Below are 14,001 nucleotides of genomic sequence, written 5' to 3'. Positions count from 1 at the left end.
AATAATAGATAATTTAAGATAATTAATAAATAATAATTTTTATGAAAAACCTGAGGAGAAAAACCTCAGGTTTTAAGTTTTTTTAAGTGGATTTTGTTTATACATAAACCTAAGCATACAAGTTAAATTAAAAGAAAATTCGATAAAATTCGATATTTTATGATGAAAAAATATCCTAAGTGGGTTTAAATTACCAGAATTATATATTATAATAAAAAGTGGAATGTGTTATATAAATTTAACATTATTTAATATGGAGGTGTATAAAAATGGACAAGCTATTATCAATTGAAGAAGCTATAAACAAAATAGAAGATGGCATGACAGTTATGATAGGTGGATTTTTAGGCGTTGGAACTCCTCACAGCATAGTCGATGCTTTAATACAAAAAGGAGTTAAAGATTTAACAATCATTGCAAACGATACCGCAACTCCTGAAATTGGAATAGGTAAATTAGTAGTAAATAAGCAAGTAAAAAAAGTAATAACGTCTCATATAGGAACTAACCCAGAGACAGGAAGACAGATGAACGAAAAAGAGATAGAAGTAGAATTAGTGCCACAGGGGACTTTAGCAGAAAGAATTAGAGCAGCTGGTGCTGGATTAGGAGGTATATTAACTCCAACAGGCGTAGGAACAATGGTTGAAGAAGGAAAACAAAAAATAGAAGCTAATGGTAAAGAGTACCTTTTAGAATTACCATTAAAAGCGGATGTTGCTTTAATAGCAGGAGCAAAAGTAGATAAGAAGGGTAATATTCATTATAACAAGTCAGCTAGAAACTTTAATCCGTTAATGGCAATGGCTGCTGATTTAGTAATAGTAGAAGCTGAAGAAATTGTAGAGGTTGGAGATATAGACCCTAATGATGTAATGACACCAGGAATATTTATTGACTACATAGTTGGGGGTGAAAAATAATGGATAAAAAGAAAATGAAAGAAATAATAGCTAAGAGAGTAGCTAAAGAGGTAAAAGATGGAGATGTTGTAAACCTTGGTATTGGATTACCAACTATGGTTGCTAATTACATACCTGAAGATGTAGATGTTATTTTTCAATCAGAAAACGGTTTCGTGGGTTTAGGACCATCACCTAAAGAAGGAGAAGAAGATAAGGACTTAATTAATGCAGGAGGTCAGCCTGTTACTATAAAAACAGGAGGAGCTTTCTTTGATAGTGCTACTTCTTTTGCCATTATTAGAGGTGGACATGTTGATGCAACTGTATTAGGAGCCCTCCAAGTAGATGAAAAAGGTAATCTTGCTAACTGGATGATACCAGGAAAAATGGTTCCAGGAATGGGAGGAGCAATGGACCTTGTTACTGGAGCTAGAAAGGTAATAGTAGCTATGACTCATACAGCTAAAGGTAATGCTAAAATATTAAAAGAATGTACCCTTCCTTTAACAGCAGAAGGACAAGTGAACCTTATAGTTACAGAAATGGGAGTTATGGAAGTAACAGAGGAAGGATTAGTGCTTAAAGAAATAAATCCTGAAGTAACAATTGAAGAGATTAAAGCTAATACAGAAGCAGATTTAATTATTCCTGATGACTTAAAGAAAATGGATATAGATTAATAAAGCACTTATTGATAATTGCTTCTATCAAGGTACTACAGTTTAGTAGTACCTTGATAATATAAATAAAATAAGGGGGTAGGATTTAAATGTTTAGAAAATTTACAAACGGATGTGTTGCACTTGTACAAAGGTATTTACCAGACCCATTCTTATTTGCTGTCATATTAACTCTTATTGTTTTTGTATTAGGTATGATATTTACAGGTCAAGGACCTATGTCTATGGTAGTTCATTGGAGCGATGGGTTCTGGGGATTACTATCATTCTCAATGCAGATGGCATTAGTACTAGTTACAGGTCATACATTGGCACAAGCACCTATTATTAAGAAAGGACTTAAAAAACTAGCAAGTATTCCAAAGACTCCTTTACAAGCTATTGTGGCTGTTACATTAGTTGAAGCAATAGCAGCTTGGATAAACTGGGGATTTGGTCTTGTAATTGGTGCATTATACGCTAGAGAGATAGCTAAGCAAATAAAAGGTGTAGACTACAGACTATTGATAGCTGCAGGATATTCTGGATTTATTGTATGGCATGCAGGTCTTTCAGGCTCAATACCATTAAAATTAGCTACTGCAGGTGCAGATTTAGCTAAAGCTACTAATAATGTTGTTGTTGACCCTATTTCAACAAGTCAAACAATATTTGCACCATTTAACTTAATTATTTTAGCTGTAATTGTAGTTACATTGCCATTAGTAAATAGACTTATGCATCCAAAGGGAGATAATGTAGTAACTATAGACCCTAAATTATTAGAAGACGAGGAAGAAGAATTAGCTGTTGCTAAGGAAGATATGACTCCAGCAGATAAAATGGAAAACAGTCCAGTGCTTTCATTGTTAATAGGACTTATGGGATTAGCATATGTAGTTTATTATTTTGCTAGTAATGGATTCAAGTTAAACTTAAATATAGTTAACTTTATGTTCTTATTTACAGGAATTATACTTCATGGAACACCAAGAAGATTTTTAGATGCCATTGCAAGTGCAGCTAAAGGTACAGCAGGAATTATACTTCAGTTCCCATTCTATGCTGGTATAATGGGTATGATGACAGGAGGAAATGCAGAAGGTTTATCATTAGCGGGTGTTATGTCAAATGCATTTGTAAGTATATCTAATGAAACAACATTCCCATTCTTCTCATTCCTAAGTGCAGGATTAGTTAACTTCTTTGTACCTTCAGGTGGAGGACAATGGGCAGTACAGGCTCCAATTATGATGCCAGCAGGTGCTGAAATTGGTGTATCAGCAACTAAGACAGCTATGGCTATCGCTTGGGGAGATGCTTGGACTAACTTAATTCAGCCATTCTGGGCATTACCGGCATTAGGTATTGCAGGTCTTGGAGCAAGAGATATTATGGGATTCTGTGTAGTAGACTTAATCTATACAGGTGTAATCATAGCGCTTGGATTAATGATTTTATAGTATATAAAATTGCTAAAAAGGGTTGTGCTTTCGCACAACCTTTTGTTTTTGTAGTATTAAGTAAGAAATTATAAATAGATTAAAATTGTGGATAAAATATAATTCTAAAACTACTAACAACAAACTACTAATTGACAAATCGACGAAGTCGACTTTGTTTCAAAAAGTGTTATAAAAACCGCCTATTAGTAGGTAAAACTAGTTTCAACTAAGTTTATTGACATTTTTATGACAAACTCTAACTATAGAAAAAGTATTTTATTTTTTATGTTAATAATGTGTTAAACGAATATTAACAAAATGAAAGATACTGATATTTTATTTTCTTTGTATTACTATATAAACATATTATTACCATGTAAATTATTTAAATATAAAACACAAACAGGAATTTGACGATGAAAATTAGAATAATATGTTATTATTACTCAAAATTTGCAGAAAAATAATTACTAATAGACTTGTACTATATATTATAATTAGATATACTTTTCTATAGGGGAAATTGTATTTAGGAATTGTTATTTATTTAACATTAAACTTAAAAATATTATTAGTAATATGATTACATATAAAAAAAGAGGGGAATATTAATAAAGTAACTGTTTAAATTTATATTTTTGAGGTATATATAATAAATGAGTTTTGACATTAATTTTCATCTTATGCTCATAAGCCGGAGTGATTAGATTGAAACTAAATAATAAATCAAAGATTTTTCAAAATTTAGCCTTAATTTCACAAATAGGTATTTCTATGGCTGTACCAATTTTGGGTGGTATATTTCTTGGAAACTTCTTAGATAATAAGTTCAACACAGGAGTAGTGTTTTTAATTATTTTTTCAGTATTAGGAATAATTACATCCTTTATAACTTTGTTTAAGTTAACCACCACAGGAACTAAAAGGAAGTGATTTTTTGAGTCTTGAAGGGAACACCCAGATTAAGGTAACAAAGAGAGTATTATCAGTGACGTTAGTACTAATTGGAGCTTTTCTTATTGGTTTTAAAGACCCTTTACCATATGTGTATGGTATAATATTTGGTGTGGTAATTAATATTTTGAATTTTAGACTTATGTCATTAACCCTTGAAAAGTCAGTAAAAATGCCAAAACATAAGATAATGCCCTATGTATTAGGAAACTATATGGCAAGATACATAATATATGGAGTAGTATTAACGGTCGGTGCAATTGCGAATTATCTAAATTTTTACACAGTTATTCTTGGGCTTTTTATGGTAAAAATTGTTATTTTATCAGATACATTCTTTGACCTTATAAGGGGAAAGAAAAAAATAGCAAAGAATAATTAGTTTAAAATGAAAATCTTTGCTATTAAATATAAAGTATTATAAATTGGTGTTTACTTAAAAGCTAAATTCTAACCTTATTATGAAGGGAGGCAAAGCCTGTGGAAATTACACTACAGCTATTTGGAAATGAATATGTAATAGCTGAAACAATAGTGAACACATGGATTATTGTAATTCTGTTAAGTATATTTGCTATATATGTTAACAGAAAAATTAAAAAAGCAAGAGTTAATGAAAAACCCTCAAAGTTTCTTAATTTTATAGAGCTATTAGTTGAGGGTGTAGAGTCCTTGGTTGAAACAACTATGGGACGAGATAAGTTGGGGTTTGCTCCATATATAGGTACTTTAGCTTTATACCTAGTAGTAGCAAACTTATTTGGATTGATTGGATTAAAACCTCCAACCTCTGATTACAATGTTACCTTTGCATTAGCAATAATTACTTTTGTTTTAACTCAGTATTATGGATTGAAATCTAAAGGTCTTGGAGGGTATATAAAAGGCTTTTTTGAACCTTTCTGGCCACTTTTCCCACTTAATGTTATAGGGGAGCTTGCGAACCCAGTTTCTTTATCATTCCGTCTTTTCGGTAATATATTAAGTGGTGTTATAATTATGTTTCTTCTTTATCAAGCATTAGGAGCTTTTTCAATAATCGTTGCTCCAGTTTTCCATGCATATTTTGATGTATTTGCAGGTGTTATTCAAACATTTATATTCATTATGTTAACTATGGTATTTATTTCAATGGCTATGGAAGATTAAGTTAATTACTACGAACCCTATGGTTCGTTTATAAATAAGAAATGATTAAAATTATAAGGAGGTAAATTAAATGTTACAAGGATTAGATCCAAAAGCTTTTATACTAGGATGTTCAGCAATAGGTGCAGGTCTTGCTGCAATAGCAGGTATAGGACCTGGTATAGGACAGGGATACGCTGCAGGTAAAGCAGCAGAGGCGGTTGGAAGACAACCAGAAGCACAAGGTGATGTAATTAGAACAATGATCCTTGGTCAGGCAGTTGCAGAGACAACAGGTATTTATGGTTTAGTTATTGCTATAATTCTATTATTCGTAAGACCATTACTTGAAGCACTTTAATATACCTACATAGAGGTGGGTATTTCACCCATCTCTTGTTTCTGTAATTATTGTGAATCTAATGAGAAATTAAGATATATTTAATAAAATGTAGTTTCCGAAGAAGAGATGAAAGGAGGCATTACTGTGCCCATAGAAGTAAGGGTAATACCAGATTTATTAAGTGTAGGATTACAATGGGCAGCTACATTAGTCCTATTTATAGTACTTAGACATTTCTTGTTTGAACCTGTGTCAAAATTCTTAAACGAGAGAAGAGAAAGAATAGAAGGAGACTTAACAGAAGCTAAAAAGGAAAAAGAAGAAGCTGTTAAGCTAAAAGAAGAATATCAGCTTAAAATAGAAGAAGCAAAACAAGAAGCTCAATCAATAATTGAAACAGGAAAGAAAAGAGCAGGAGAAGTAAGAGAAGAAATAATAGCTGATGCTAAAAAAGAAGCAGAAAATATTGTAGAAAGAGCTAATAGAGAGATAGTAAGACAACGTGAAAAAGCTATGGAAGAGCTTAAATCAGAGGTAGTAACTATAGCTATGATGGCTGCTTCAAAGGTAGTAGATAAAGACTTAGATGAAAAATCCCACAGAGAAATGATTAATAAGTTTATAGATGAGGTAGGGGAAAGCAAATGGCAAAATTAGTAGGCAAAAGATATGCTGAGGCTTTATTTGAAGTAGCTTTAGAGTACGATAAATTAGAGGAATATAAACAGGAGATTATTGAAGTATCAAAGGTTTTTGAGAGTGAGCCTAAATTAAAAACGATATTTGAGCACCCAAAGCTAACTAAGAATGAAAAGAAAGATATAATAAATTCTTTATTTAAAGGTAAGATATCTCAAGAAATATTAAATCTATTATATATAGTTGTAGACAAAGGTAGAGAAAGATATTTAAGCTACATAAAAGATGAATATGTGGCTCTTTCAAATGAAAAATTAGGTATTATAGAGGCTAAGGCAGTTACTGCTGTACCTATGACAGAAGAAGAAAAATCTAAATTACAAGATAATCTGTCAAACAAGTTTGGTAAAAGAGTTATTTTAGAGAATATTGTTAATGAGGAAATAATAGGTGGTGTCCTTGTAAAAATAGAAGACAAGGTTATTGATAATAGTATCAAAGGACAATTAGATAACATTGAAAAAGAACTTAAAAACGTAAAAGTAGAAAAGATAGGGGTGAAGAGCTAATGAATCTCAGACCTGAAGAGATTAGTGCTGTAATAAAAGAGCAAATCAAGAGATATGAAAAGAAACTTGATGTTCAAGACGTAGGTACCGTTATTCAGGTAGGAGACGGTATTGCGAGGGTTCATGGATTAGAAAATTGTATGGCTGGTGAGCTTATAGAGTTTCCAGGTGGAATTTATGGTATGGCTCTAAACCTAGAAGAAGATAATGTAGGTTGCGTTCTTCTAGGACCAGACGACAATATAAAAGAGGGAGACACAGTTAAAAGAACAGAAAGGATAGTTGAGGTACCTGTAGGAGATGCATTAATAGGAAGAGTAGTAAATGCATTAGGTCAGCCAATAGATGGAAAAGGACCAATAAATACAGACAAATATAGACCAGTAGAATCAAAGGCTACAGGTGTAATTACAAGAAAGTCAGTTTCTGTTCCATTGCAAACAGGTATCAAAGCTATAGACTCAATGATTCCTATAGGAAGAGGACAAAGGGAGTTAATCATAGGGGACAGACAGACAGGTAAGACAGCAATTGCAATAGATACTATACTTAATCAAAAAGACGAAGACGTTATTTGTATATATGTAGCTATAGGACAGAAGAAATCAACTGTAGCTAAGATAGTTGAAACGTTAGAGAAAAACGGAGCTATGGATTATAGTATCGTAGTATCAGCAACAGCAAGTGAGCTTGCTCCATTACAATATATTGCGCCGTATGCTGGAGCAGCAATGGGCGAAGAGTTTATGTTTAACGGTAAAGATGTACTTATAATCTATGATGACTTATCTAAGCACGCAGTTGCTTATCGTGCAATGTCACTATTATTAAGACGTCCACCAGGACGTGAAGCTTATCCAGGTGATGTATTCTATCTACATTCAAGACTATTAGAGCGTGCTGCTAGACTTGATGAAAAATACGGTGGAGGTTCAATGACTGCATTACCAATCATTGAAACCTTAGCAGGTGATATTTCTGCATATATTCCAACAAACGTAATTTCTATAACTGATGGACAAATTTTCTTAGAATCAGAACTATTTTTCTCAGGACAAAGACCTGCTGTAAATGCAGGATTATCGGTATCTCGTGTTGGTGGTTCTGCACAAATTAAAGCTATGAAAAAAGTTGCTGGTAAGCTTAAATTAGAGCTAGCGCAATATAGAGAATTAGCGGCCTTTGCACAGTTTGGTTCTGAGCTTGATAAAGAAACTCAGGAAAGACTTGCTCAAGGTGAAAGAATTATGGAAATATTAAAGCAGCCTCAATATAAGCCAGTAGCTGTAGAGCACCAAGTTATGACAATTTATGCTGTTATCAATAAATATTTATCGGATATTCCAGTAGACAGAATAAAAGAGTTTGAAGAGCAGTTCCTAAACTTCATGGATTCAAATTATCCAGAAGTAGGAAATGCTATAAAGGAAACAGGTGATTTATCAGAAGAAACTGAAGAGAAATTAAAGCAAGCTATAGAAGAATTCAAAAAGAGTTTTGCATAAAGATAAGAGGGTGGGACAGAGATTTTAATCTCTGGTCCCGATATATCTAAAGAGTCTGCCCTTGAGCGATAGGGAGGTGAAGTTATGCCACAAAGTATGCGTGATATAAAGAGAAGAATTCGTAGTGTAAGTAGTACAAAGCAGATAACTAAAGCTATGGAGCTTGTATCATCAGCTAAATTAAAGAAAGCTAGAAGAAAATTAGAAAAGACTAGACCGTATTATAATACGGTACTTAGGAGCATACAGGAGATACTTGCTTCCACGGGTGGAATAAAACATCCATTCTTAGAAAAAAGAGAAGTAAAGAGAAGAGCTTATATTGTAATAACTGCAGATAGAGGATTAGCTGGAGGGTACAACAGTAATATAGTAAAACTTACACAAAGTAAAATAGAAGATAAAGACAAAGATTATATTATAGCTGTAGGATATAAGGGTAAAGATTTCTTTCAAAAGAGAGGATATAACATAGCTGGTGAGTTTTTAAATATATCGGAAAATCCTAGATTTAGCCATGCTCAAAAAATCGGTGATTTGGCAATGAAATTATATAAAGAAGAGAAAGTAGATGAAGTAAATTTAGTGTATACTCACTTTAAAAGCACAATATCCCATGAACCAAAAGTGATGAAATTATTACCGGCTGAAAATATAAGAGACGATGAGAAGAACGAAAAAGCAGCTCTTATTCAGTATGAACCATCACCTGAAGAAGTGCTTGATTATTTGATACCTAAATATATTGATAGTGTTGTTTATGGTGCAATGATAGAAGCTTCTGCAAGTGAGCAGGCATCTAGAAGAATGGCAATGGAATCAGCTACGGATAATGCTGAAGATATGATAGATGAGCTTAAATTAAGCTATAATAGAGCACGTCAGGCATCTATTACGCAAGAGATTTCAGAAATAGTAGGTGGAGCGGAAGCGCTTAAATAATTGACAATTGAAAATTTACAATTGATAATTAAAAACATAAAGATGACGTAAATGAATACGTGAAAGAAAACGAACTAAAAGACGGAAGATGAATAAGTGTTAGTAGTTAGTGGTTAGTAGCAAGTAGCAACTACTAAGAACTAAGCCCTAAGAACTGTTCTTTTTCCGTTGTCGAGGGACGCCCACGTCCCGTCGACTGATAGTTGTAAGCTAAGAACCAAGAGCTGTACTTTTCTGTTGTCGAGGGACGCCCACGTCCCGTCGACTGATAGTTGTAAGCTAAGAACCAAGAGCTAAGAACTGTTTTTTTAACTTAAAGAGAAATGGAAAGGATGTGAAAATAAATGGCTGAAAGAAACGTGGGTAAAATAGTACAGATAATTGGCCCAGTTGTAGATATTAGATTCAGCGAAGAAAATCTTCCAAAACTACTTAATGCGATTGAAATTGAAGGTAACGGTAAAAAAGTAGTTTGCGAAGTTGCTCAGCATATTGGGGACGATACTGTAAGATGTATCGCAATGGATTCTACAGATGGTTTCGTGAGAGGTATGGAAGCTGTAGATACAGGTGCACCTATTACTGTACCTGTAGGTAGAGAGACTTTAGGTAGATTATTCAATGTATTAGGTGAAACAATAGATGAGCAAGGAGAAGTTGGTGCTAAGGAATATTCTCCTATTCATAAACAGGCTCCTTCATTCGAAGAGCAGCAAACTGCTACAGAGATATTTGAAACAGGTATAAAGGTTGTTGACCTTATAGCACCATATGCTAAAGGTGGTAAGATAGGTCTATTTGGAGGAGCAGGTGTTGGTAAAACAGTACTTATCCAAGAGCTTATCAACAATATAGCTAAAGAGCACGGTGGTTTATCAGTATTCGCAGGAGTTGGAGAAAGAACAAGAGAAGGTAACGACTTATACTATGAAATGGAAGAGTCAGGAGCACTAGATAAAACTACATTAGTCTTCGGACAGATGAATGAGCCACCTGGAGCGAGAATGAGAGTTGCATTAACTGGACTTACAATGGCAGAACACTTTAGAGATAAAGAAGGACAGGACGTTTTATTATTCATAGATAATATCTTCAGATTTACACAAGCTGGTTCAGAGGTTTCAGCGTTACTTGGACGTATGCCTAGTGCCGTTGGATACCAGCCAACATTAGCGACAGAGATGGGTGCCCTTCAAGAGAGAATTACATCAACTAAGAAGGGTTCTATTACATCAGTACAGGCAGTATACGTACCAGCAGACGACTTAACTGACCCAGCTCCAGCTACAACCTTCGCACACTTAGATGCGACGACAGTACTTTCTCGTCAAATAGCTGAGCTTGGTATTTATCCAGCGGTTGACCCATTAGATTCTACATCAAGAATATTAGACCCAGCAATCGTTGGTGAAGAGCATTATAGAGTAGCTCGTGGAGTACAAGAGATTCTTCAAAGATATAAAGAATTACAAGATATAATTGCAATATTAGGTATGGATGAGTTATCAGATGAAGACAAATTAATAGTATCACGTGCAAGAAAGATTCAACGTTTCTTATCACAACCATTCCACGTAGCTGAGCAGTTTACAGGAATGCCAGGAGTATATGTACCAATCAAAGAAACAGTAAGAGGATTCAAAGAAATATTAGAAGGTAAGCATGATGACTTACCAGAGTCTGCATTCCTATATGTAGGTACTATTGATGAAGCAGTAGAAAAAGCTAAAAATATGAAATAATAGTTAAAATGAAAGAGGGCACTTAAGTGTCCTCTATCAATAAAGTGTTTTTCCTAATTGGTCAGGAAGAAAGTGAGGTGTAGATGGTGTCTGAGTTCACACTAGAAATAGTAACACCTGATAGAAAGTTCTTTGAGGACAAGGTAGAAATGGTGATAGTTAGAGGAATAGAAGGGGATATAGGTATATTAAAGAATCATACCCCTTTAGTAACTCCTTTAGATATAGGTAAAATTAGAATAAAACAAAATGGTGAATTTAGAATTGCAGCTGTTGCTTCAGGTTATATAGAGGTTGCTAAAGAAAAAACTACTATTATAGCAGATGCAGCTGAATGGCCTGAAGAAATAGATGTAGATAGAGCAAAAGCTGCTAAAGAAAGAGCAGAAAAGAGATTAAAGGGTAGTGGTGGAGAAAAGGATACCCTTAGAGCTGAAATATCACTTAAGAAAGCAATCAATAGATTAGAGGTAGCTAAGCATAGATAAGCCAAGGTTTAAGCCTTGGCTTTTGTATTGGATGATTAAAAACGTTATCTTACACGTCAATTAATTTTAAATTAAGCTACGAAGTCGCTTTTTGTAACGAAAAAAATTTTTATTACATAATATGAAGTATATTCAATTTGATAAATTTAGCAAAATCAACCTCCAAAAAATATTTTATAAAACTAAAAATTACATGTATAGTACAGGCTAGTTTCTGTCAATACTTGATATTGAGGGAAGAGTGATACAGTGGAAATGTTTTTGTCCCCCTTTAACATTTCTGCTGTTTTCCGCTCTTTCCTCTATTTTTACAACCTAAAGCTAATACAAAGTATTAGCAAATAAGGTTATAATTAGGAGGTTGCTTATAATGAATAAATTAAAAACTATCACTTTAATTGGACTCATAATAGTTTTGTCAATTATTAACTTTGTATGGGCTGACAAAGAAAAAGTTGATTCAAATGAAGCATTGAAACAAGCCTTTGTTGCTACTAAAGCAGAAATACTAGAGCTTAATATTAATGGAAGTGGCAAGATAAATGACAAATATGTTGATAAAGAAACATTAAAGGATATTAGTAATGAGTTGATAAAAGAATTACAAGTTAATGGTTACTTAGCTAATCATAATCAGTTGTATGATGCAAATAATAAAGATAAGCCAGAATACAAAATAGAAATTGTGGAATCAAAAGATATGGTGCAGTTAATTTTATGGGGTAAGGATAAAGAAAATAGAGCTATTACAGCAATTATTTCAACATATAAGGATTCATATAGTAATATCGAAGAAACTGATTTAGTTATAGATATAGTTCAAGATAAAATAGATAGATTAAATGCTGTTTATAATCAAATAGAAAAAATATTCAATAAGTTTAATGCTAATACAAAAATTACCACTTGTATTGTAGGAACTTATGATGGAAAATTAAAGGAGAAAGAGAATTTACACATTATAAACGAAGCAATTCAAGTCATAAAAGGAAAGAAAATTGAAGGCCTAGTAGAACCTTCCTTAATAAGCATTTCTGCTTACTCTCCACTAATAGACGACTATATATACACAGCCGATAAACGAATGAATTTAAATATAGCAATGAGGTATAACGAATATGAAGACAAGACTTATATTTGGATAGGTAGCCCAATTATAGCAGTAGGATATTAGAAATTTAAAATTTAAAATTAAAAATGTAAAATAAAAAGACAAAAAAATACAGTAGCATTAGAGACTTGTCAATATACTAAAGGAGGAGGAAAATGTGCAAAAAATTATAGTAGAAAAAAGTCCTCCCTTGAAAGGGACTGTAAGAATTAGTGGTGCTAAAAATTCAGTATTACCTATATTAGCTGCTACCTTGCTGTCTACAGAAAAATGTGAACTAGAAGATGTACCTAATTTAAAGGATGTAGATGTTATTTGTGAGGTACTTGCGGCATTAGGTTCGGATATAAAAAGGACTAGTAGAGGTAAAATTGAAGTTAATTCTGCAACTATAGATAATAATGAAGCACCGTATGAGCTTGTAAGAAAAATGAGAGCATCATTTTTAGTAATGGGACCACTTTTAGCAAGAATGGGTAGAGTTAGAATATCGCTACCGGGAGGATGTGCAATAGGAACAAGACCAATTGATTTACACTTAAAAGGATTTGCAGCCCTTGGAGCTGATATACAAGTAGGCCATGGCTTTGTAGAAGCACATACAAAACAACTAAGAGGAGATAGAATATATCTAGACTTTCCTAGTGTAGGAGCTACTGAGAATATAATGATGGCAGCCACTTTAGCTGAAGGTGAAACAGTTATTGAAAATGCAGCAGAAGAGCCTGAAATTGTTGATTTAGCTAACTTTTTAAATAAAATGGGTGCAAATATAAAAGGTGCTGGAACTAATACAATAAAAATAAAAGGAGTAAATAACCTTAAAGGAACTACTCATTTAGTTATTCCCGATAGGATAGAAGCAGGTACTTATATGATAGCAGCTGCTATAACAGGTGGAGATGTAGTTATAGAAAATGTTTTGACTAATCATGTAAAACCTATCATGGCCAAATTAAAAGAAGCAGGAGTAAGTATAATAGATGATGGAGATAAAGTAAGAGTACAATCAGATGGCATATTAAAGGCCATAGACGTAAAAACCCTTCCTTATCCAGGGTTTCCAACAGATATGCAAGCACAATTCATGTCTATGATGAGTATAGCAAAGGGCACAAGTGTAATTATAGAAACAGTATTTGAAAATAGATTTATGCATGTAGATGAGCTTAAAAGAATGGGAGCCAATATAAAAATTGAAGGAAGAAGCGCAATTATACAAGGTACAGATAAATTATTAGGTGCTCCTGTAAAAGCAACAGATTTGAGAGCAGGAGCTGCATTAATACTTGCTGGACTTATAGCTGATGGTACTACGGAAATAGGTAATGTATATCATTTAGATAGAGGATATTCAGATATAGAACAAAAGTTTTCAAAATTAGGAGCTAAAATATATAGAGTGTAAAGATAGAACAAAGTCGACTTCGTCGATTTGTTAGTTAGTAGTTCGTTGTTAGTAGTTAGTAGCATTTGATTCAGTTCTTAGTTCTCAGGAGAATATTGGTAAGAATTAGGCTATTCGCTGTTCGCCTTTCGCTTTTCGATAATAATTTTACAAATATTCTCTC

The 14,001-nt window shown here is 33.3% G+C and carries 15 protein-coding genes; all 15 read left to right on the top strand.

The window, feature by feature from the left end; translation table 11 throughout:
• Positions 1–269 precede the first annotated feature (269 nt).
• The 15 genes from atoD (at position 270) to murA (ending at position 13,838) form a co-directional block, all read left to right on the top strand.
• Positions 270–923 carry an acetate CoA-transferase subunit alpha gene (gene atoD, locus L21TH_RS12585; RefSeq protein ID WP_006317151.1) on the top strand — a complete coding sequence of 218 codons (654 nt, stop codon included), beginning with the start codon at positions 270–272 and terminating at the stop codon, positions 921–923.
• Positions 923–1,585 (top strand): CoA transferase subunit B, encoded by a 663-nt coding sequence (locus tag L21TH_RS12580; protein ID WP_006317150.1) that lies wholly within the window; start codon positions 923–925, stop codon positions 1,583–1,585. The genes atoD and L21TH_RS12580 overlap by 1 nt, the downstream gene beginning before the upstream one ends.
• An 89-nt stretch (positions 1,586–1,674) precedes the next feature.
• Entirely contained in the window at positions 1,675–3,027 is a 1,353-nt protein-coding gene (locus L21TH_RS12575) for a TIGR00366 family protein (protein WP_006317149.1), read from the top strand.
• A 681-nt stretch (positions 3,028–3,708) separates the two neighbouring features.
• On the top strand, positions 3,709–3,942 hold the full coding sequence (locus L21TH_RS12570; protein ID WP_034430190.1) for an AtpZ/AtpI family protein: 234 nt from the start codon (positions 3,709–3,711) through the stop codon (positions 3,940–3,942).
• 4 nt (positions 3,943–3,946) lie between these two features.
• Positions 3,947–4,345 (top strand): ATP synthase subunit I, encoded by a 399-nt coding sequence (locus L21TH_RS12565; RefSeq protein ID WP_006317146.1) that lies wholly within the window; start codon positions 3,947–3,949, stop codon positions 4,343–4,345.
• Between the two features lie 98 nt (positions 4,346–4,443).
• A complete protein-coding gene (atpB, locus tag L21TH_RS12560) occupies positions 4,444–5,112 on the top strand; it encodes a F0F1 ATP synthase subunit A (RefSeq protein WP_006317144.1) in 669 nt (222 codons plus the stop codon).
• A 70-nt stretch (positions 5,113–5,182) separates the two neighbouring features.
• Complete coding sequence (gene atpE / locus L21TH_RS12555; RefSeq protein WP_006317143.1) at positions 5,183–5,452, top strand: ATP synthase F0 subunit C; 270 nt, start codon at positions 5,183–5,185, stop codon at positions 5,450–5,452.
• A 126-nt stretch (positions 5,453–5,578) separates the two neighbouring features.
• Complete coding sequence (locus L21TH_RS12550; RefSeq protein WP_006317141.1) at positions 5,579–6,091, top strand: F0F1 ATP synthase subunit B; 513 nt, start codon at positions 5,579–5,581, stop codon at positions 6,089–6,091.
• On the top strand, positions 6,079–6,642 hold the full coding sequence (locus L21TH_RS12545; protein WP_006317139.1) for a F0F1 ATP synthase subunit delta: 564 nt from the start codon (positions 6,079–6,081) through the stop codon (positions 6,640–6,642). The genes L21TH_RS12550 and L21TH_RS12545 overlap by 13 nt, the downstream gene beginning before the upstream one ends.
• The gene (atpA, locus tag L21TH_RS12540) at positions 6,642–8,147 is read left to right on the top strand and encodes a F0F1 ATP synthase subunit alpha (protein ID WP_006317137.1); all 1,506 of its coding nucleotides are present in this window, start codon (positions 6,642–6,644) and stop codon (positions 8,145–8,147) included. Before L21TH_RS12545 ends, atpA begins: the two co-directional genes overlap by 1 nt.
• Positions 8,148–8,231: 84 nt before the next feature.
• A complete protein-coding gene (gene atpG, locus L21TH_RS12535) occupies positions 8,232–9,089 on the top strand; it encodes an ATP synthase F1 subunit gamma (RefSeq protein WP_006317136.1) in 858 nt (285 codons plus the stop codon).
• 344 nt (positions 9,090–9,433) lie between these two features.
• Positions 9,434–10,831 carry a F0F1 ATP synthase subunit beta gene (gene atpD / locus L21TH_RS12530; RefSeq protein ID WP_006317135.1) on the top strand — a complete coding sequence of 466 codons (1,398 nt, stop codon included), beginning with the start codon at positions 9,434–9,436 and terminating at the stop codon, positions 10,829–10,831.
• A gap of 86 nt (positions 10,832–10,917) precedes the next feature.
• Complete coding sequence (locus L21TH_RS12525; protein ID WP_006317134.1) at positions 10,918–11,319, top strand: F0F1 ATP synthase subunit epsilon; 402 nt, start codon at positions 10,918–10,920, stop codon at positions 11,317–11,319.
• Between the two features lie 370 nt (positions 11,320–11,689).
• On the top strand, positions 11,690–12,493 hold the full coding sequence (locus L21TH_RS13915; protein ID WP_006317128.1) for a YwmB family TATA-box binding protein: 804 nt from the start codon (positions 11,690–11,692) through the stop codon (positions 12,491–12,493).
• 94 nt (positions 12,494–12,587) lie between these two features.
• A complete protein-coding gene (gene murA / locus L21TH_RS12515; protein ID WP_006317127.1) occupies positions 12,588–13,838 on the top strand; it encodes a UDP-N-acetylglucosamine 1-carboxyvinyltransferase in 1,251 nt (416 codons plus the stop codon).
• Positions 13,839–14,001 lie beyond the last annotated feature (163 nt).

It is taken from the genome of Caldisalinibacter kiritimatiensis (genome assembly GCF_000387765.1).
Classification (GTDB): Bacteria; Bacillota; Clostridia; order Tissierellales; family Caldisalinibacteraceae; genus Caldisalinibacter; species Caldisalinibacter kiritimatiensis.
The sequence above is the reverse complement of the archived record's forward strand: the minus strand, read 5'-3'. Positions and strand labels throughout refer to the sequence as shown.

Coding starts and splice junctions, on each gene's coding strand:
- atoD (WP_006317151.1), top strand. CDS start 270: ATGGACAAGCTATTATCAATTGAAGAAGCTATAAACAAAATAGAAGAT.
- atpD (WP_006317135.1), top strand. CDS start 9,434: ATGGCTGAAAGAAACGTGGGTAAAATAGTACAGATAATTGGCCCAGTT.
- atpG (WP_006317136.1), top strand. CDS start 8,232: ATGCCACAAAGTATGCGTGATATAAAGAGAAGAATTCGTAGTGTAAGT.
- atpA (WP_006317137.1), top strand. CDS start 6,642: ATGAATCTCAGACCTGAAGAGATTAGTGCTGTAATAAAAGAGCAAATC.
- L21TH_RS12575 (WP_006317149.1), top strand. CDS start 1,675: ATGTTTAGAAAATTTACAAACGGATGTGTTGCACTTGTACAAAGGTAT.
- L21TH_RS13915 (WP_006317128.1), top strand. CDS start 11,690: ATGAATAAATTAAAAACTATCACTTTAATTGGACTCATAATAGTTTTG.
- L21TH_RS12580 (WP_006317150.1), top strand. CDS start 923: ATGGATAAAAAGAAAATGAAAGAAATAATAGCTAAGAGAGTAGCTAAA.
- L21TH_RS12545 (WP_006317139.1), top strand. CDS start 6,079: ATGGCAAAATTAGTAGGCAAAAGATATGCTGAGGCTTTATTTGAAGTA.
- atpE (WP_006317143.1), top strand. CDS start 5,183: ATGTTACAAGGATTAGATCCAAAAGCTTTTATACTAGGATGTTCAGCA.